Below are 16,935 nucleotides of genomic sequence, written 5' to 3' on the forward strand. Positions count from 1 at the left end.
CCATGGGTGTTTTGACTACCCCCGGGGGTATCTGTAATACTCGGTGGGGTATCCACCAGACCCCTTCCGAGAGGCCACTTATGACTTCCCCTTCCAAGGCAACCGCCGTCACCGCACTGGCTCCCGAGACCCTGCAGGCCTGGATCACGGAGCACCAGGACCTCATGGTGATGGACGTGCGTTCCGCCGCCGAGTTCGAGTCCATGCACATCCGCGGCTCCTACAACGTTCCGCTGCCGCTGCTGTCCGAGCACACCGACGAGCTCGCCGCCCGGCTGGGCTCACGCGTGGTCCTGGTCTGCCAGTCCGGCGTCCGCGCGGAGCAGGCCCGCCAGCGCATGGCAACCGTTGGCCTCGACACCGCCTACGTCCTCACCGGCGGGGTTCCCGGCTTCGCGGCCGCCGGCGGCGATGTGGTCAAGGGCAAGGACCGTTGGGACCTCGAGCGCCAGGTCCGCCTGGCCGCCGGCTCCCTGGTGATGCTGGGCCTGGCCGGAGGCAAGTTCGTCTCGCCCAAGGTGCGCATGCTCGCCGGTGCCATCGGCACCGGGCTGACGTTCTCGGCCGCGACCAACACCTGCGCCATGGGCAAGGCCCTCTCGGCCATGCCCTGGAACAAGGCCGCCAAGGAACCCACCCGCGAAAGCGCCATCCTGCAGCTTCCCGTGCAGGACGGCGGCGAGGGCGCCGCGGCATGATCCCTGCCCTGGCCCTGGGGCTCGTCGTCGGCATCGTCCTGGGCGTAGTGGGCGCCGGCGGGTCAATCATCGCCGTCCCCGCCCTCGTCTACGGGGTGGGCATGAGCCCCGCCCAGGCGATCCCGACGTCGCTGCTGGTGGTGGGCGTGTCCTCGCTGGCAGCCCTGCTGCCCAGGGTCAGGGAGGGCCTGAACTGGCCCGTCATCGCGCTGGTCGGCGGCGCCGGCATACCGGCGGCCTGGGCCGGCGCCGCCGTCGGCAAGCTGCTGGACCCGAACATCCTGATGCTCGCCTTCGCCGCGATCATGGTCGCAGCCGGCATCCGGATGCTCATGAAGCCACGCGAATCCGAAGGCTCCTGCAGTACGGGCCCGCATCGGGCCTTCCGATCCTGCGCCCCCAAGGCGGTAGGCGTGGGGCTGCTCGTGGGGTTCCTCACCGGCCTGCTCGGCGTAGGCGGCGGGTTCCTCATCACCCCGGCGCTGACCATCTTCCTGGGCCTGCGCATGAAGCAGGCCGTGGGAACCTCCCTGGCGATCATCGTGGTCAACTCCGCGGCAGGCTTCAGCGCCCACGCCACCGGCTACACGATCGACTGGGCCACCACCCTCGCATTCGCGGTCCCGGCCATCCTCGGCTCCCTGGTCGCCGCACGCCTGGCCCGCCGCCTGCACGACAAGCACATCCGCATCTCATTCGCGGTACTCATCTTCGCCGTCGCGGCGTGGGTCACCGCCGGCACCGTCACCGCCTGACCCCTAGCCAACAGGAGAACACGTCATGGGACTTCTCGACTCCCTCAAGAGGGCCTTCAGCAAGCCCTACAAAACGATATCGGTGGCGCAGGCCAAGGAACTCCTGGGGTCGGGCGCCACGCTCATCGATGTTAGGTCCGCCCAGGAATGGCGGACCGGCCGGGCGCCGCAGGCCAGGCACGTCCCCCTGGACCGGCTGCAGGGAAGTACCGCGGGGATCCAGAAGAGCCGCCCCGTGATCACCGTCTGCGCGTCCGGCGTGCGCTCCGCCTCGGCGGCCAGGCTCCTTGCTGCCAAGGGATACGACGCCTACTCGGTGCGCGGCGGCATGGCCGCCTGGCGCCAGGCCGGCGAGCCCGTCCGCTGAACCAGCTCCACCGTTACCAGCCGATACCACTTCGAAGGAGAACCTCCCATGGCTGAAATCACCATCACCGAAACCAACCAGCGCCGCTCCACTGCCCGGATCCTGGACGTCCGCGAGGACTTCGAGGTCGCCGAGGGCATGATCCCCGGCGCTCTGCACATCCCCATGGGCCAACTGCAGGCACGCCTCGGCGAGCTCGACCCGGCCGTGCCCGTGATCGCCGTCTGTCGCAGCGGAAACCGCAGCGCCGCCGTCGCCGATGCCCTGAACGGCGCCGGATACAAAGCCGACACCATGGCCGGCGGCATGACCGCCTGGACCCGCGCCGGGCTCCCCACCACCTAAACCCCGCCCGAAAGGACACCGCAGACCATGCCAACCATCGACATCACCGAGCAATCCTTCGCCCAGGCCCTGGAGGGGAGCGACATCGTCCTCGTCGACTTCTGGGCAGCCTGGTGCGGCCCCTGCCGCATGTTCGCGCCGATCTTCAGCGCAGCCGCAGAACGCCACCCGGACATCACGTTCGCCAAGGTGGATACCGAAGCCGAGCAGGCACTGGCCGCCGCAGCCAACATCACTGCCATCCCCACCCTGATGGCATTCAAGGACAAGACCCTGGTCTTCTCACAGCCCGGAGCGCTCAATGCCACCGGCCTGGAAGAGGTCATCCAGGCAGTGAAGGACCTGGACGTGGAGAAGGCCCGCGCAGAAGCAGCGGACCAGCACGCCTGATCCCCCTTTCCTTTCCGGCGGTCGCCCGCCCCTCGTTGCAGGATACCCCCCGGGGTATCTATACTGGATTCAGAACACCCCCCATCCCCTTTCAACTGAAGGAGAGCACCCCATGCTTATCGAGCGCATTTACGACGAAGACCTCGCCCAGGCCAGCTACGTCATTGGCTGCCAGGCCAAGGGTGAAGCGATCGTGGTGGACGGCCGCCGCGACATCGCCGTCTACCAGGAACTGGCTGCCAAGAACGGCATGAAGATCGTGGCCGTCACCGAGACCCACATCCACGCCGACTACCTCTCCGGCACCCGTGAACTCGCCGCCGCCACCGGCGCGAAGATCTACGTCTCCGGCGAGGGCGGCCCGGACTGGCAGTACGCGTTCGAGGGCGAGCGGCTCTACGACGGCGACACCATCACCCTGGGCAACATCAGCATCAAGGCCCTCCACACCCCGGGCCACACCCCCGAGCACTTGTCCTTCCTGGTCACCGACGGCGCGTTCAGCGACCAGCCCGGCTACCTGCTCTCCGGTGACTTCGTCTTCTCCGGCGACCTGGGCCGGCCCGACCTGCTGGACGAAGCAGCCGGCGGCATCGACACCCGCTTCGAGGGCGCCAAGCAGCTCTTCGCCAGCCTGCGCGACAAGTTCCTCACCCTGCCCGACTACGTCCAGGTCCACCCCGCCCACGGCGCCGGCAGCGCCTGTGGCAAGGCCCTGGGTGCCATCCCGTCCTCCACCGTCGGCTACGAACGCCTCTACGCCTGGTGGGGCCCCTACCTCGCGGCCAACGACGAGCAGGGCTTCATCGACGAACTCCTCGACGGCCAGCCCGACGCCCATGCCTACTTCGGCCGCATGAAGCGCGAAAACCGCGAAGGCCCCACCGTCATGGGCGAACGCACCCCGCTGCCCGAGCTCTCCGCCGGGATCGTCGCCGCAGGCCTGGCGGAAGACACCCTGACCTTCATCGACACCCGCTCCAACGCCGAGGTCCACGAAGGCACCGTGGTCCGGTCCCTGAATGTTCCGGCCGGCAAGTCCGTGGCCAGCTACGGCGCCTGGGTGGTGAATCCGGAAACGGACAAGAACCCGCTGGTGCTGCTGGCCAAGGACCAGGAGCAGGCGCAGGACATGTGGGACCACCTGGTCCGCGTGGGCATCGACAACGTGGCAGGCTACCTCACCAGCATCGACGGGCTGCCCACCTTCACCCCCAAGCTGATCCAGCCAGAGGAACTCGAAGGCTTCGACGCGGCCATGGTCCTGGACGTCCGCAACAAGACCGAGCACAAGGCCGGGCACGTCCCGGGCTCGTACCAGCTCAGCGGCGGCCGCGTCATGTGGCACCTCGACGAACTCCCCGGCGGCGGCACCATCGTCACCTACTGCCAATCAGGCGTACGGAATTCCGTAGCCGCCAGCGCCCTGCGCCGCGCCGGGTACGACGTCGTCGAACTCGACGGCAGCTACGCCGCCTGGAACGCCTTCCAGAACAGCGTCCCCGCCGCCTAACCAGGCGGCCAAAGACCGCCCGGGCAGGGCCCCCCTCCTGCCCGGGCTCCCGGCCCGGGCGCGTCCCCCGCGCGCCCGGGCCACCTTCATGCCCACTGACCAGGACGGAGCACCCCGATGCCAAACGGGAACCCACAGCGCCATACTGCGGGACCCGCCGGAGCCATATTGGGCCTGCGGCAAAACCTGGCCCAGTTCATGCTTCTGGTGGCGGTCAACGCCCTGGTGGGCGGAACCCTCGGGCAGGAACGCACGGTCCTGCCCCTGCTTGCCTCCGAAGCCTTCCACCTTGACCTGTACACCGGGGCGCTGACCTACATCCTCGCCTTCGGCCTGGCCAAGGCCGTGACCAACTACTTCGCGGGCACCCTGTCCGATAGGCGCGGCCGCAAACCCGTCCTCGTTGCCGGGTGGCTCGCAGCGGTCCCCGTCCCGCTGATGCTCATCCTCGCCCCGTCCTGGGGCTGGATCGTCGCGGCCAACGTGCTGCTGGGCATCAGCCAGGGCCTTACCTGGTCCACTGCCGTGATCATGAAAATGGACCTCGCCGGTCCCAGGCAACGCGGCCTCGCCATGGGTTTCAACGAGGCCGCCGGCTACCTGGGCGTCGCCGTCACCGCGCTGGCCACCGGCTACCTTGCATCCACCTACGGCCTTCGCCCCGCCCCCTTCCTCCTCGGTGCCGCCTACATTGCCATGGGGCTCGGACTGACTGTGCTGGCTGTGCGGGAGACCCACGACCATGCGAGAACCGAAGCCTCCCGCCATTCCGGCCCGCACCGCCATGCGGGCGCCGGGCTCACCACGGGCCAGGTGTTCACCCTCACCAGCTTCAAGGACCGCTCCCTCTCCGCGGCCAGCCAGGCCGGGCTGGTCAACAACCTCAACGACGGACTGGCCTGGGGCCTGTTTCCGGTCCTGTTCGCCGCAGCCGGGCTGGGCCTGGGCGAGATCGGTATCCTCGCCGCCGTCTATCCGGCAGTATGGGGCGCCGGCCAGCTCGCCACCGGCGCACTGTCAGACAGGTACGGGCGGAAATCCCTGATCACCGCCGGCATGCTGGTCCAGGCCGCGGCGCTGGGGCTGGTGGCAATCGGCACGGACTTTGCCACCTGGCTGGGAGCCGTCATCCTCCTCGGTGCCGGTACGGCCATGGTGTACCCCACCCTGCTCGCAGCCATCGGGGACGTGGCACACCCCGCGTGGCGGGCACGCTCGGTGGGCATCTACAGGCTGTGGCGCGACGGCGGATTCGCCGTGGGTGCGTTGCTGTCGGGAGTGCTCGCGGACGCCTTCGGGATACCCGCCGCCACTGCCGCCGTCGCCCTCCTGACCGCAGCCTCCGGCGTCGTGGTCGCGGTGCGCATGCGCAGTACCGACCACCAGGGAGGCAGTTGACCTGCTAGGGAACGAGTTCGAAGTGGACCTGGCGGGCCGTGATGTCCGACGCCAGCAGCCGGACCCGGACCTTGGTCCCTGACTCCAGTTCGCCGGCACAGCGGGCGGTTACTGCCGGCTCGGCAACCTGGATGATCCCCGAACTGCCGTTGCCGTTCCCGTTCTTGCCGTTCCCGTTCTTGCCGTTCCCGCTCTTCCCGTTGCCGTTCCCGTTTTGCGGCTTTGAGCCGGAGATCACGATGGCATCGAACTCCTGCCCGATATGGTTCACCAGGAGCGCAGCCTCCACTGTGTCCAGTGCCAGCCGCTCCATCCGTGACGCCAGCTGGTCTGAACCTGCCATGATGCCGGGCAATAATGGAAGGGCCTCACGGGCCCAGGCCGGCACATCCCCGCCGTTGCTCAACGCCTCACAGATCACCAGCACAAACCGGTCCACCAGGCGGCGCAACGGGGCGGTGGTGTGGGCATAGGCGGCGCCAATCGCAGACTGCACGGCGTCTTCCGGGACCGTCCCGTCAAAGGCGGTGTAGGAGGCACCCCGGAACAGCATGCCGGCCGAATGCATGATGGCCAGTTGGCGCGGGTCCCTGGGGTCCAGGGACCGCAGGTACTCGCCGTAGCTCACTTCCCCGTCCCACGGCCTGCCCAGCACCTCGGTCTGCAGCCGGAAATGCCGCAGGGACCGCTCGTCCGGCGCGGGCATGGTGCGCAGGATGCCCACCTTGCCGGCCAGCATCATTTGCGCGGCCGCCATGCCGGTCATCAGCGAAATCTGCGCATTCCAGTCCTCGACGGGAAGCTGGGGGACGGCGTCGATCCGGAAGCCGCCGTCGGGCAACTGGACGATCTCCTGCTCCGGCATGTTCAGGCTGGCGCCGTTGCGTGCCCGCTCGAGTTGCACCCGCTTGAGGCCCACCTCGCGCAGCAGATGCAACACGGGGTGGGCGCTGCCGTCGTCGAGGGCCGCCTGCGCACCTTTGTAACTGAGCTTGTCGCGGCTGCGGACCCTCGCACGCCTGACGCCCACCGAGGAAACCTCCGCGTCGCCGTCGAGCACGAAATGCCAGACGAAAGCGGAACATTCCTGCCCGGGCAGCAGGCTGCCGGCCCCCTCGCTGATGACCTCCGGATGCAGCGGGATGCGCCCGTCCGGCGCGTAGAAGGTCTGGCCCCGGCGGCGCGTCTCGGCGTCGAGCGGACCTCCGGGGGCAACGAACGCCGGCACGTCCGCGATCGCATACAGCACCCGGTAGCCGGTGCCCTCCTGTTCGATGAACACCGCCTGGTCCAGGTCCGTGGACGAGGCCGGGTCGATGGTCACGAATTCGACGCCGGTCAAGTCGTAGGAGGGCAGCTGCAGCGACGCCACTGCTGCTTCGGCGTCTTCCACGGCTTCTGCCGGGTACGGGCCGGGCAGCTCCAGTTCCGTCCGGAGCGCACCCAACGCTTCCTCAAGGGCATTCTTGTGGTCGTGGACGTTGGGGGCGAGCCGATGGTGTGACACAAAACTCAGCGTATCTCCAAGTACGCCGATAGCGCAGGCTCAGGACTTGGCGCTGTCCAGCGCGTCGAGCAGGGAGGCCGCTGCGGCGGCAGGATCGGCAGCTTCCGTGATCGCGCGGACCACGACGATCCTGCGCGCGCCGGCTTCCACCACCTGGTGCACGTTGCCATGATCGATGCCGCCAATGGCGAACCAGGGCACCGGGTCCCCGGCCTGGGCGGAGGCTTCGGCAGCGTACTTCACCAGGTCGGGGCCGACGGCGGTCCGGCCGGGTTTGGTGGGTGTGGCCCAGACGGGGCCAACGCAGAAGTAGTCAAGGCCGGAAGGGCCGGCAGTGGCTGCGAGGGCGGCGTCCACCTGCCCGGGGGTGTGGCTGGAGAGCCCGATGGCGGCATTGCCGTTGACCAGGGTGCGGGCGGCAGCCAGCGGAAGATCCTTTTGGCCGATGTGGAACACCGGCGCCCCGGACAGCACCGCGATGTCCGCCCGGTCGTTCACTGCCCACAGCCGGCCGTGCCGCAGTGCGGCCTCCTTCAGGACCGCCAGGAGGTCCAGTTCCTCCGCCGCCTCGATGCCCTTGTCGCGCAGCTGGATGATGTCGACACCGCCGGCGAAGGCGGCATCCACGAACTCCGCGAAGTCACCGCGGTCCCGGCGCGCATCCGTGCAGAGGTACAGGCGTGCGGTATCGAGGGCAGGAATTAATGAGGGGGACTGATTCATGCGTGCAAGCCTAGTTCCTCTAAACTGGGCAGGTACTGCGGGAGCCTGCGGCAGCTGTCATAAAGCGCCGGGCTGAGAGGGCGTCAGAGCCGACCGCTTGACCTGATCCGGTTAATACCGGCGTAGGGAAGGAAACAGATGGGCATTCCCCTCGACATTTCATCCGGGCCCGAAGATCCCCAGATCCATGCCGGCGTTGCCGTCATCGGCGGGGGAGTGGTGGGGCACGGCATCGCCTGGGAGGCGCAGCGCTCCGGGCGGTCGGTGGTACTGGTGGATGACGCACCGGGAAGCGGCGCCAGTTGGGCCGCCGCGGGCATGCTGGCGCCGGTGAGCGAACTGCACTACCAGGAGGAGGACCTCCTGGAACTCATGCTCGAGTCATCCTCGCTCTGGCCCGGCTTCGCCGCCGGAGTCGCCGCCGCAACGGGTTCGGATTCCGGATACCTGACGACGCCGACCCTCGCCGTGGGTGCCGACGCCGCCGACCGCGCGGCGCTGATGGACCTGCGCCGGGTGCAGCAGGCCAACGGCCTGGAAGTGGAACCCCTCACTGTGCGGGAGGCCCGCCGGCGCGAGCCCCTGCTCAGCCCCGGCATTGCCTGCGCCCTGGACACCCCGGCCGACCACCAAGTGGATCCGCGGCGGCTGGTGGGCGCAATCCGGCTGGCCCTCGCCGGTGCCGCCGCGTGGACCCCCGAACTTGCGGTCGAAGGTGCCGCTGACGGCTTTGCGGTGCAGGACCGGGCCGCCGGGCTGCTGTGGGACGGCGGAAAGGTTGCCGGTGTGCGCCTCGCCGGCGGCGGCACCATCCACGCCACGGAAACGGTGGTGGCCAACGGGCTGCAGGCTCCTGGACTCGGGGGACTGCCCGACGGACTGCGCCTGCCCCTGCGCCCCGTGCACGGGGACATCCTCCGCCTCGCCGTCCCCCAGCACCTCCGTCCGCTGGTGACCTCAACGGTGCGGGGCCTGGTCCACGGGCTTCCCGTGTACATCGTTCCCCGCCAGGACGGAACCGTAGTGATCGGAGCCACCCAACGTGAGGATGCGCTCCCGGATGCGGTGAGCGCCGGCGGCGTCTACCAACTGCTCCGGGACGCCCAGGCGCTGGTGCCGGCCGTCGCCGAACTGGAACTGCTCGAATGCACCGCCCGCGCCCGTCCCGCAACGCCGGACAACGCCCCGCTGCTGGGCCGGGTGCCCTTGCCGGCCGGGTCGGGCGCGCACATTCCCGGCCTCATCATCGCCACCGGATTCTTCCGCCACGGCGTCCTGCTCACCCCCGCGGCGGCGGCCATCTGCCGGGACCTTCTGGACGGCACCGCCGACCCCCGCTGGTCCCCGTTCAGTCCGGACAGGTTCTCGCGGCCACTGGCGGCCACCGGCACCCACATCAAGGAGACAGCATGAACATCACCCTCAACGGAAACCCGCACACTGTGGTGGACGGCGCGTCCATCACCATGCTCGTCAGCCAAGTCACCGGCCGTCCGCTCGCGGCCGACGGCCAGGCGACTGATGGCAGGAAGCTGGGTGTCGCCGTCGCGCACAATGCCCAGGTGGTGCCCCGCAGCCAATGGTTCGCCACGGCGCTCGCCGACGGCGACGACATCGAACTCGTCACTGCAGTACAGGGAGGCTGACACCATGACCGAAACCAGCACCATCAACCCCGCAGGCCAGGCTGCCGCGCCGGGCGACGCCCTGGTGATCGACGGCGTCGAACTGGCATCCCGGCTGATCATGGGCACCGGCGGGGCGCCGAGCCTGGACGGCCTCGGGGCCGCTCTCCTTGCCTCCGGGACGGCATTGACAACAGTGGCAATGCGCCGTTATTCCACGGCCGAGACCGGCTCGCTGTTCCAGCTGCTGGTGGACCACAACATCCGGGTGCTGCCCAACACCGCCGGCTGCTTCACGGCCCGGGACGCGGTCCTCACCGCGGAGCTGGCGCGGGAGGCGCTGGAGACCGACTGGGTGAAGCTGGAGGTCATCGCCGACGAACAGACCCTCCTGCCCGACGCCGTCGAACTCGTGGACGCCACGGAGCAGCTGGTCAACCGCGGCTTCAAGGTCTTTGCCTACACCAACGATGATCCGGTGCTGGCACTGCGGCTGGAAAACCTTGGCGCCACCGCGGTGATGCCGCTGGGCGCACCGATCGGTACCGGGCTGGGGATCCTGAACCCGCACAACATCGAGCTCATCGTTTCCCGCGCTTCGGTGCCGGTGGTCCTGGACGCCGGCATCGGCACGGCCTCCGATGCCGCCCTCGCCATGGAGCTGGGCTGCGACGCCGTGCTGCTGGCCACTGCCGTGACGCGGGCCCAGAACCCCGCACTGATGGGCGAGGCATTCAAGCATGCGGTGATTGCCGGGCGCATGGCGAAGGCAGCCGGGCGCATCCCGCGCCGCGAACACGCCCTGGCGTCGTCGGCCATGGAGGGCCGCGCCGAGTTCCTCTGAACCGCGCCTTAACGCGACTGTGGCCACCACCCCGGGAAGGGTGGTGGCCACAGTCGCATTACGGCCCGTTCACCGGCGGAGGATGGCAGTAAGCCGCTCCATGTCGTGGCGCGCACGGGTGCGGCCAAGGTAGGCGACGGCGCCGATGGAAGCCGCGGTGCCGAGCACCACGGGCAGGACCCACGGCAGCCAGGTCAGTCCGGGCAGGTAGCCAAACCCGGCCGCCACCAGGATGATCCACGTCAACGCAGCGACACCTGCGGCGACACCGGCGGCAACACCCGCGCCGTACTTGGCATGCCGCCTGTCATTGGCCCAGACAATAAAACCCGCGGCAACGGTGGCCAGCACCACAATGGTCAGCGAAAGCATGGATCTCCTTGCAGGAACGTGCCGGCGGCCGGACTAGAACTGGCCGAAGCCTACGCGCCGCACCTCTTCGGCGCCGATCTCCACGTACGCCAAGGCATTTCCCGGAACAATGATCAGGCGTCCCTTGTCATCCTTCAGCCGCAGTTCGTTTCCTTCGCTGATTGCGTGGCCGACAACCTTGGCCACGGTCTCCGCGTCCTGCGTCGATTCCAGCACGATTTCCCGGCCCACATTCTGAACGCCGATCTTAATTTCCAAAGGGGGCCTCCCAGCCAGTCAATGCGGTTGATGATGTCTTATTTGTAGTCTAGGACTCTTTGGGGAAGCGAGAGATTCCGCGCCAAGCTAAACGGTAGATGAGGTCGCTGGCCACATCCAGGTCGAGATTCCCGTCCGTTTCGAGCCAGTACCGCGCACTGACCTGCGCCATGCCGGCCAAACCCCGGCCCAGGAGTGCCGCTTCAATGTGGGGGAGTTTGGTGTCTTCTGCGATCACGCGTGCAATGGCATCGGCAAATGTCCGGTTGAAGGTTTCCAGCCGCGAGCTGACATCGGGGTCGTTGATCAGGTCCGATTCGAACACCAGGCGGTGCGCCTGGTCGTCACTGGCGATGAAACGGAAGTAGGCACGCATCACGGCCTGCACGCGTTCGTCGTTGTCGGTGGTGGAGTTCAGGGCGCCGAGCATCAGCTCGGTCAGCGAGGCGAGGTGGCTTTCCAGCAGGGCAAGGTACAGCTCGCGTTTGGACGGGAAGTGCTGGTAAAGCACCGGTTTGCTGACATGGGCCGTTTCGGCAATCTCGTCCATGGCCGCGCCGTGGTAACCGTTGGCCACGAAGACCTCCTGCGCTGCGGAGAGAAGCTGCGCGCGCCGTTCGTCCCGGGGTAGCCGGGCGGACCGTTGGCCTGCGGGGCGGGAGGGAGTTTGCGGTTCGGCTGCGGGCGGGCGGTCAGCCCGTGCTTCAGGGACCACAGTTATCCTTCTTTCCATTGCAGTTACCTTCACTTTACTGCGGGGTAATATGACCCGGCAGCATCCCGGGGCATACATTGAAGTATGGCTTCGTCTTTCACCGCAAATGTTTCAACCCTGTCCCTGGATCCGCTGGTGGAACCTGCCGGGGAACTCAGCCCCGAAGAGGTCGAACGGTATTCGCGCCACTTGATCATTCCTGAAATCGGCGCGCTCGGCCAACGGCGGCTCAAGAACGCCAAAGTGCTCGTCATCGGTGCCGGTGGCCTGGGTTCGCCCGCCCTCCTGTACCTGGCTGCAGCCGGCGTGGGGACACTGGGCATCGTCGATGATGACACCGTTGACCTCAGCAACCTGCAGCGCCAGGTGATCCACGGCGTCAGCGACGTTGGCCGGCCCAAGATCGAATCCGCCCGCGACGCGATCGCCGTGCTGAATCCCCTGGTGGACGTCCGGCTGCACAACGTCCGGCTGGACGCATCCAACGCCCTGGACCTGTTCGCCGGCTACGACCTGATCCTCGACGGGGCCGACAACTTTGCCACGAGGTATTTGGTGAATGACGCCGCCGCCATCCTGGGCAAGCCCTACGTGTGGGGTTCCATCTTCCGTTTCGACGGCCAGGTCAGCGTCTTCTGGGAGAAGCACGGCCCCACGTACCGGGACCTGTACCCGGAGGCCCCGCCTGCCGGTTCCGTGCCCTCCTGCGGCGAGGGCGGCGTGTTCGGCATGCTGTGCGCCGCCGTGGGATCGCTCATGGTGACCGAGGCAGTGAAGCTGATCACCGGCGTCGGGCGTTCCCTGTTGGGCCGGGTGGCACTTTTTGACGCCCTGGGTGGCAGTTGGCGCGAGATCCGCGTGTCCAAGGACCCCGCCGCGGAACCCATCACCGAGCTGACCGATTACGAAGCGTTCTGCGGGATCGCACCGGAAGCCGCCACAGACAAGGAACACACCGTGACGGCCACGCAGCTGGCCACCATGCTGGCGTCCCGGAAGGCCGGGCTGAAGGACTTCGAGCTGGTGGATGTTCGGGAAGCCGGCGAATACGACATCGTCCGGATCGATGGCGCGAAGCTCATCCCGCAGGGACGGATCCTGGCGGGGGAGGCGTGGAACGAACTCCCGCAGGACCGGGACATCGTCTTCCACTGCAAGGCGGGGACGCGTTCAGCGAACGTGCTGGCGGCCGCGCGTCAGGCCGGCTACGAAAGGGTCAGCCATCTCGACGGCGGCATCCTGGCCTGGGTGCGCGACGTCGAACCGCAAAAGCCCGTCTACTGACGTGCTTGCTCTATCAGATATGGCTCCCAAACCGGTGGTTTAGGAGCCATATCTGATAGAGCAACGGGGGTTTTGGCGGGTCAGGCGGTTTCGCGGCCTTGGTGGTCCACCGGGCACTCGGCCGCTGCGGCGGCGGAGGGAGCGGGCTGCTCCACCGTGATGCCATACAGGGCCTCGAGGGCGGCCACATAGTCGTCCTGCTGTCCGTTGGCGGCGAGCTCGCGGGCGCGCACCGTGGGCACGTGCAGCAACTGCTTGACCATCCGGCGCAGCGCGAACTCGACTTCCTCGGCGGCGGCGGTGCACCCGTGGCGGGCACGGACCTTTTCCATTTCCGCGTCCAGCACGTTCATCGTGTGGCGGCGCAGGGCAACGATGGCAGAGTCCACGGACCGGGCTTCGCGCTCCTGCTCGAACGCCTTTGCAGCGCCCTTGACGATGCCGCTCGCCTGGGCCAGGGATTCCGCCTGCTCCTGGGGCGCCGCGAGTCGCACGGACTCGAGGGTCAGCAGCTCGACGCCGTCCAGTTCGCCCACCGCGGGGTCGAAGTCGTGGGTGAGGGCGAGGTCGATGGCTATCAGGGGCTGCTGGGAGTTCGCGCGCACCTGGGCCAGTTCGTCGGCCTCCACCCGGGTATCGGAACCGCTGCAGCCGATCATTACGTCGGCCGCTGCGACGGCGGGCCGCAGCGACTCGGTGTCCAGGGCTGTGCCGCCCCGGGTTGCCACGAAGCCTTCGGCCCGTCCGGAGGAGGAGAAGACGGAGATGTCCGTGCAGCCGCGTTCGCGCAGCAGCGCCATGGTGGCGCCGGCGTAGGCGCCGGTCCCGAAGACCACCACCTTCTTGGCGGACCAGTCGGCGTTCTCGGACAGGTCGGTTGCGAGGTCCAGCGCCACGGAAACAATCGAAAGGCCGCGGGAACCGAGGGCGGTCTGGGCGCCGACATCCTTGGCCGTCTTGGAAGCGGCCTGGAACAGCCGGACCAGCCCGGAGCTGGCGGTGCCTTCGTGCTGGGCGGTGATCAGGGCCCGCCGCACCTGGCCGGCAATCTCGCGTTCACCCACGACGGCGGAATCCAGGCCCGCGCTCACGGCGAACAGGTGCTGGGTCACTTCCGACCCGGTGCGGGTACTGAAGGAACGCGATACGAGGGGCTCGGCCAGTCCGCTGGCCTCGCTGATGCGGGCCACGAGCGCCGCCCGTGCGGCCTCGACGTCGTCCGCGTTGCGGGCTTCCCCGTAAATTTCGTAACGGTTGCAGGTGGCCAGGACCACGGCGCCCGCCACTGCCGGGGATTCCGTCAGCGCGGATGCGGCAATGCCGGAGGAACCGTTGCTCAACTGAGCGACGGTTTCAAGGTCGATGTCGGCGTGTGTAGCCACCAATGAGAAAAGAACCACAGCAGACCAATCATAGCTTTTTCGCACCTTGGTAGAACAACCCCCCGGCCGCGCCGGCGGCCGGTTATGGCTGTGATTCCTGCCACGGGTTCCATGGCCGGGCCTGGGCAGACACGTTGTCGTTATCTTTTGCAGCTCTTTTTCGGCACAATCAAAAGCATGACTCCTAGCCCCGCCGTCTCCGCTGCCGGCACCCTTGCCGCCGACCACCCGCTGCTGGATGGCCGCACCGCGGATTCCCCGCTGATCACGGCCTACCGCGGGGGCAAGCCCTCCCGCCGTCCCGTCTGGTTCATGCGCCAGGCCGGCCGGTCGCTGCCGGAATACCTGAAGGTGCGCGAAGGCATTGCCATGCTGGACTCCTGCCTCCGGCCGGAACTGGCTTCGGAGATCACGCTCCAGCCCGTGCGCCGCCATGATGTGGACGCCGGGATCTTCTTCTCCGACATCGTCATCCCCCTGAAGCTGGCCGGCGTCGGGGTGGACATCGTGCCGGGCGTGGGACCGGTGCTGGACAAGCCCGTGCGCACCGCGGCTGACGTCGCCGCCCTGCCACAGCTGACATGGGAGGCGCTGGAACCGATCCGCGAAGCGGTCCGCCTCACCGTGGCCGAACTGGGCAAGACCCCGCTGATCGGTTTCGCCGGTGCACCGTTCACCCTTGCGGCCTACATGGTCGAAGGCAAGCCGTCCCGCGACCACCTTGGCCCCCGCACCATGATGCATGCAGACCCGGAGACCTGGGCCGCCCTGGCCAACTGGGCCGCGGACGCTTCCGGCATGTTCCTCCAGGCGCAGCTTGAGGCCGGCGCGTCAGCCGGCCAGCTCTTTGACTCCTGGGCCGGCTCGCTCGGCCTGGCGGACTACACGAAATACGTCGCACCGGCCTCCACCCGGGCCCTGGACCACGTCCGGCACCTCGGTGCCCCGCTGGTCCACTTCGGCACCGGCACCTCCGAACTGCTCGTTGCCATGCGCGACGTCGGCGTGGACGTGGTGGGCGTGGATTACCGGCTGCCGCTGGACGAAGCCAACCGCCGCCTGGGTGGGACGGTGCCGCTGCAGGGCAACATCGACCCCGCTTTGCTGGCTGCTCCCTGGGACATCCTGGAAGCGCATGTGCGGGACGTGATCGTCGCCGGATCCGGGGCCCCGGGCCACGTCCTGAACCTGGGGCACGGAGTGCCGCCGGAAACGGACCCCGCCGTATTGACGCGCGTGGTCGAACTGATCCACTCGATCTCGCCGGAGTAGTCCGGTGGGCACCTCCGCGGCCAGGCCTGGCCCGGCAATCGTTGTGGGGGGCGGGATCTCCGGCTTGCTGTCTGCCCGCGGGCTTGCCGCGGCAGGCCATCCGGTGACGGTGCTGGAAGCCGGCACGGAGTGGGGCGGCTGCGTGGGAAGCCACGAGGTGGCCGGCCTCACCCTGGACAGTGGTGCCGAATCCTTCGCCACGCGGTCCGACGCCGTCTCCGGCCTTGCCGCCGAACTGGGCCTTGCGGACAAGATCGTCGCGCCCCGGCCGGGCGGGGCCTGGGTGCAGCTTCCCGAAGGCCCGCGCGAACTCCCCAAGACCGGAGTGCTCGGTATTCCCGCCAACCCCTGGGACCCCGAGGTCCGCCGTTCCCTCGGCGTGCTGGGAGCATTGCGGGCCTCCCTGGACAGGATCCTGCCCGCCTCCGTGGGAGCGGGCGGCGAGGTCACCAGTGTCTCCGCCCTGGTCAGGGCGAGGATGGGAACCCGCGTGCTGGAACGGCTGGTCTCCCCGGTGGTGGGTGGCGTCCATTCCGCCGACCCGGCCCTGCTCGACATCGACATGGTGGCCCCGGGCCTGCGCGCAGGGCTGCAGCAACACCGCTCCCTCGCTGCCGCCGTTTCCGCGCAACGCCGCCGGTCTGCCAGTGCCGCAAGCAACGCTCCCGCAGCCCCGGCGGGCCAGCCGGCCAAAGCCGGCTCCGCCGTCGCAGGCCTCGAAGGCGGCATGCACACGCTGGTCAGCGCCCTGGTGGCGGACCTCCGTGGCAGGGACGTCACGCTGCTGACGCGAACCGAGGCCACGTCGGCCACGCGCACGCCATCAGGCTGGCAGGTCACCGCCGCGGGAAGGACCTTCGACGCCGCCCTGCTGGTGGTCGCCGTCGACGGTCCGGCCGCCGTCGGACTGCTTGAGGGCGCCGTTCCCGCCATCGCGGGGAAGAAGCCCTCGCCGGGACCCGACGTCAAGCTTGTGACCCTGGTGCTGGACAAGCCGGAGCTGGACCGGCGCCCGCGTGGAACCGGAATCCTGGTGGCGCCGCAGACGCCCGGCATCGAGGCGAAGGCGCTGACGCATGCCACCGGGAAGTGGGACTGGCTGGCGGCTGCCGCAGGACCCGGTCGCCACGTGGTGCGGCTTTCCTACGGCAGGGTGGATGGCGCCGCGGCGCAGGCCCGCGGGCCGGAAACGGACGATGAGCTGCAGGCGGCAGCACTGCGGGACGCTTCTGCGCTGCTGGACGTCCGCCTCGGGGCCGACGACGTGCTCGGCTGGGACGTTGTGCGGTGGCGCGGGTCGCTGCCTTTCGCCGCCGTCGGACACCGTGCCCGGGTGGCGGACATCCGGCGGGCCTGCGCTGCGGCCGGCAGCCTGGCCGTCGTCGGAGGCTGGGTTGCCGGCAATGGCCTGGCCGCTGTGGTGGCCGACACGCGGGAACAAATCCGGGATTTGCTCGCCGGCTGAGCATCGCTGCAGGTCAGCCCGA

General features: G+C 68.6%; 19 protein-coding genes and 1 riboswitch. Of the genes, 13 read left to right on the forward strand and 6 right to left on the reverse strand.

The window, feature by feature from the left end; translation table 11 throughout:
- The first annotated feature begins 80 nt into the window (after window positions 1-80).
- From K4G53_RS15930 to K4G53_RS15960, 7 genes are all read left to right on the forward strand, one after another.
- Window positions 81-698 (forward strand): rhodanese-like domain-containing protein, encoded by a 618-nt coding sequence (locus K4G53_RS15930; RefSeq protein ID WP_221386608.1) that lies wholly within the window; start codon window positions 81-83, stop codon window positions 696-698.
- Complete coding sequence (locus tag K4G53_RS15935; protein ID WP_221386609.1) at window positions 695-1,453, forward strand: sulfite exporter TauE/SafE family protein; 759 nt, start codon at window positions 695-697, stop codon at window positions 1,451-1,453. Before K4G53_RS15930 ends, K4G53_RS15935 begins: the two co-directional genes overlap by 4 nt.
- Window positions 1,454-1,478: 25 nt before the next feature.
- A complete protein-coding gene (locus K4G53_RS15940; RefSeq protein WP_221386610.1) occupies window positions 1,479-1,820 on the forward strand; it encodes a rhodanese-like domain-containing protein in 342 nt (113 codons plus the stop codon).
- 48 nt (window positions 1,821-1,868) lie between these two features.
- A complete protein-coding gene (locus K4G53_RS15945; RefSeq protein WP_221386611.1) occupies window positions 1,869-2,165 on the forward strand; it encodes a rhodanese-like domain-containing protein in 297 nt (98 codons plus the stop codon).
- A gap of 27 nt (window positions 2,166-2,192) precedes the next feature.
- Window positions 2,193-2,555, forward strand: a complete 363-nt coding sequence (gene trxA / locus K4G53_RS15950; protein ID WP_221386612.1) for a thioredoxin — start codon at window positions 2,193-2,195, stop codon at window positions 2,553-2,555.
- Between the two features lie 112 nt (window positions 2,556-2,667).
- A complete protein-coding gene (locus K4G53_RS15955; RefSeq protein ID WP_221386613.1) occupies window positions 2,668-4,068 on the forward strand; it encodes a rhodanese-like domain-containing protein in 1,401 nt (466 codons plus the stop codon).
- Window positions 4,069-4,185: 117 nt separating this feature from the next.
- Entirely contained in the window at window positions 4,186-5,466 is a 1,281-nt protein-coding gene (locus K4G53_RS15960) for an MFS transporter (RefSeq protein ID WP_260323626.1), read from the forward strand.
- A gap of 4 nt (window positions 5,467-5,470) precedes the next feature.
- Here K4G53_RS15960 and K4G53_RS15965 read toward each other — a convergent pair whose 3' ends face one another.
- Both K4G53_RS15965 and thiE read right to left on the reverse strand, forming a co-directional pair.
- Window positions 5,471-6,973, reverse strand: coding sequence for an RNB domain-containing ribonuclease (locus K4G53_RS15965; RefSeq protein ID WP_221386614.1), 1,503 nt, complete (start codon window positions 6,971-6,973; stop codon window positions 5,471-5,473).
- Between the two features lie 39 nt (window positions 6,974-7,012).
- Entirely contained in the window at window positions 7,013-7,696 is a 684-nt protein-coding gene (gene thiE / locus K4G53_RS15970; RefSeq protein ID WP_221386615.1) for a thiamine phosphate synthase, read from the reverse strand.
- A 27-nt stretch (window positions 7,697-7,723) separates the two neighbouring features.
- A riboswitch (TPP riboswitch) is annotated at window positions 7,724-7,842 on the forward strand.
- On the opposite strand from thiE, the gene thiO reads away from it, so the two are divergent.
- From thiO to K4G53_RS15985, 3 genes are all read left to right on the forward strand, one after another.
- Complete coding sequence (thiO, locus tag K4G53_RS15975; RefSeq protein ID WP_221386616.1) at window positions 7,835-9,109, forward strand: glycine oxidase ThiO; 1,275 nt, start codon at window positions 7,835-7,837, stop codon at window positions 9,107-9,109. It overlaps the preceding riboswitch by 8 nt.
- Window positions 9,106-9,342 (forward strand): sulfur carrier protein ThiS, encoded by a 237-nt coding sequence (thiS, locus tag K4G53_RS15980; RefSeq protein ID WP_221386617.1) that lies wholly within the window; start codon window positions 9,106-9,108, stop codon window positions 9,340-9,342. Before thiO ends, thiS begins: the two co-directional genes overlap by 4 nt.
- A gap of 4 nt (window positions 9,343-9,346) precedes the next feature.
- Window positions 9,347-10,165, forward strand: coding sequence for a thiazole synthase (locus K4G53_RS15985; protein WP_221386618.1), 819 nt, complete (start codon window positions 9,347-9,349; stop codon window positions 10,163-10,165).
- Window positions 10,166-10,234: 69 nt separating this feature from the next.
- On the opposite strand, the gene K4G53_RS15990 is transcribed toward K4G53_RS15985, so the two are convergent.
- Genes K4G53_RS15990 through K4G53_RS16000 form a run of 3 tightly spaced genes read right to left on the reverse strand, consistent with a single transcriptional unit; the run spans window position 10,235 to window position 11,510 of the window.
- On the reverse strand, window positions 10,235-10,537 hold the full coding sequence (locus K4G53_RS15990) for a hypothetical protein (RefSeq protein WP_221386619.1): 303 nt from the start codon (window positions 10,535-10,537) through the stop codon (window positions 10,235-10,237).
- Window positions 10,538-10,570: 33 nt separating this feature from the next.
- Window positions 10,571-10,795 (reverse strand): DUF3107 domain-containing protein, encoded by a 225-nt coding sequence (locus K4G53_RS15995; RefSeq protein WP_221386620.1) that lies wholly within the window; start codon window positions 10,793-10,795, stop codon window positions 10,571-10,573.
- 49 nt (window positions 10,796-10,844) lie between these two features.
- Window positions 10,845-11,510 carry a TetR/AcrR family transcriptional regulator gene (locus K4G53_RS16000; RefSeq protein ID WP_221386621.1) on the reverse strand — a complete coding sequence of 222 codons (666 nt, stop codon included), beginning with the start codon at window positions 11,508-11,510 and terminating at the stop codon, window positions 10,845-10,847.
- A gap of 84 nt (window positions 11,511-11,594) precedes the next feature.
- On the opposite strand from K4G53_RS16000, the gene moeB reads away from it, so the two are divergent.
- Window positions 11,595-12,794 (forward strand): molybdopterin-synthase adenylyltransferase MoeB, encoded by a 1,200-nt coding sequence (moeB, locus tag K4G53_RS16005; RefSeq protein WP_221386622.1) that lies wholly within the window; start codon window positions 11,595-11,597, stop codon window positions 12,792-12,794.
- An 80-nt stretch (window positions 12,795-12,874) separates the two neighbouring features.
- Here moeB and K4G53_RS16010 read toward each other — a convergent pair whose 3' ends face one another.
- Window positions 12,875-14,194, reverse strand: a complete 1,320-nt coding sequence (locus tag K4G53_RS16010; protein ID WP_221386623.1) for a glutamyl-tRNA reductase — start codon at window positions 14,192-14,194, stop codon at window positions 12,875-12,877.
- A 159-nt stretch (window positions 14,195-14,353) separates the two neighbouring features.
- Between K4G53_RS16010 and hemE the strand changes: the two genes are divergently transcribed.
- Both hemE and hemG read left to right on the forward strand, forming a co-directional pair.
- Window positions 14,354-15,448 carry a uroporphyrinogen decarboxylase gene (gene hemE / locus K4G53_RS16015; RefSeq protein ID WP_221386624.1) on the forward strand — a complete coding sequence of 365 codons (1,095 nt, stop codon included), beginning with the start codon at window positions 14,354-14,356 and terminating at the stop codon, window positions 15,446-15,448.
- A 4-nt stretch (window positions 15,449-15,452) separates the two neighbouring features.
- Entirely contained in the window at window positions 15,453-16,913 is a 1,461-nt protein-coding gene (gene hemG / locus K4G53_RS16020; protein WP_221386625.1) for a protoporphyrinogen oxidase, read from the forward strand.
- Window positions 16,914-16,935 lie beyond the last annotated feature (22 nt).

It is taken from the genome of Arthrobacter sp. MAHUQ-56 (assembly GCF_019710585.1).
Lineage (GTDB): Bacteria > Actinomycetota > Actinomycetes > Actinomycetales > Micrococcaceae > Arthrobacter.

Bases quoted from the DNA above. Each gene is read 5' to 3' on its own strand.
- K4G53_RS15940 (WP_221386610.1), top strand. From the start codon at position 1,479: ATGGGACTTCTCGACTCCCTCAAGAGGGCCTTCAGCAAGCCCTACAAA.
- K4G53_RS15945 (WP_221386611.1), top strand. From the start codon at position 1,869: ATGGCTGAAATCACCATCACCGAAACCAACCAGCGCCGCTCCACTGCC.
- K4G53_RS15960 (WP_260323626.1), top strand. From the start codon at position 4,186: ATGCCAAACGGGAACCCACAGCGCCATACTGCGGGACCCGCCGGAGCC.
- thiE (WP_221386615.1), bottom strand. From the start codon at position 7,696: ATGAATCAGTCCCCCTCATTAATTCCTGCCCTCGATACCGCACGCCTG.
- K4G53_RS15935 (WP_221386609.1), top strand. From the start codon at position 695: ATGATCCCTGCCCTGGCCCTGGGGCTCGTCGTCGGCATCGTCCTGGGC.
- K4G53_RS15955 (WP_221386613.1), top strand. From the start codon at position 2,668: ATGCTTATCGAGCGCATTTACGACGAAGACCTCGCCCAGGCCAGCTAC.
- thiO (WP_221386616.1), top strand. From the start codon at position 7,835: ATGGGCATTCCCCTCGACATTTCATCCGGGCCCGAAGATCCCCAGATC.
- trxA (WP_221386612.1), top strand. From the start codon at position 2,193: ATGCCAACCATCGACATCACCGAGCAATCCTTCGCCCAGGCCCTGGAG.
- hemE (WP_221386624.1), top strand. From the start codon at position 14,354: ATGACTCCTAGCCCCGCCGTCTCCGCTGCCGGCACCCTTGCCGCCGAC.
- K4G53_RS15985 (WP_221386618.1), top strand. From the start codon at position 9,347: ATGACCGAAACCAGCACCATCAACCCCGCAGGCCAGGCTGCCGCGCCG.
- moeB (WP_221386622.1), top strand. From the start codon at position 11,595: ATGGCTTCGTCTTTCACCGCAAATGTTTCAACCCTGTCCCTGGATCCG.
- thiS (WP_221386617.1), top strand. From the start codon at position 9,106: ATGAACATCACCCTCAACGGAAACCCGCACACTGTGGTGGACGGCGCG.
- K4G53_RS15990 (WP_221386619.1), bottom strand. From the start codon at position 10,537: ATGCTTTCGCTGACCATTGTGGTGCTGGCCACCGTTGCCGCGGGTTTT.
- K4G53_RS15930 (WP_221386608.1), top strand. From the start codon at position 81: ATGACTTCCCCTTCCAAGGCAACCGCCGTCACCGCACTGGCTCCCGAG.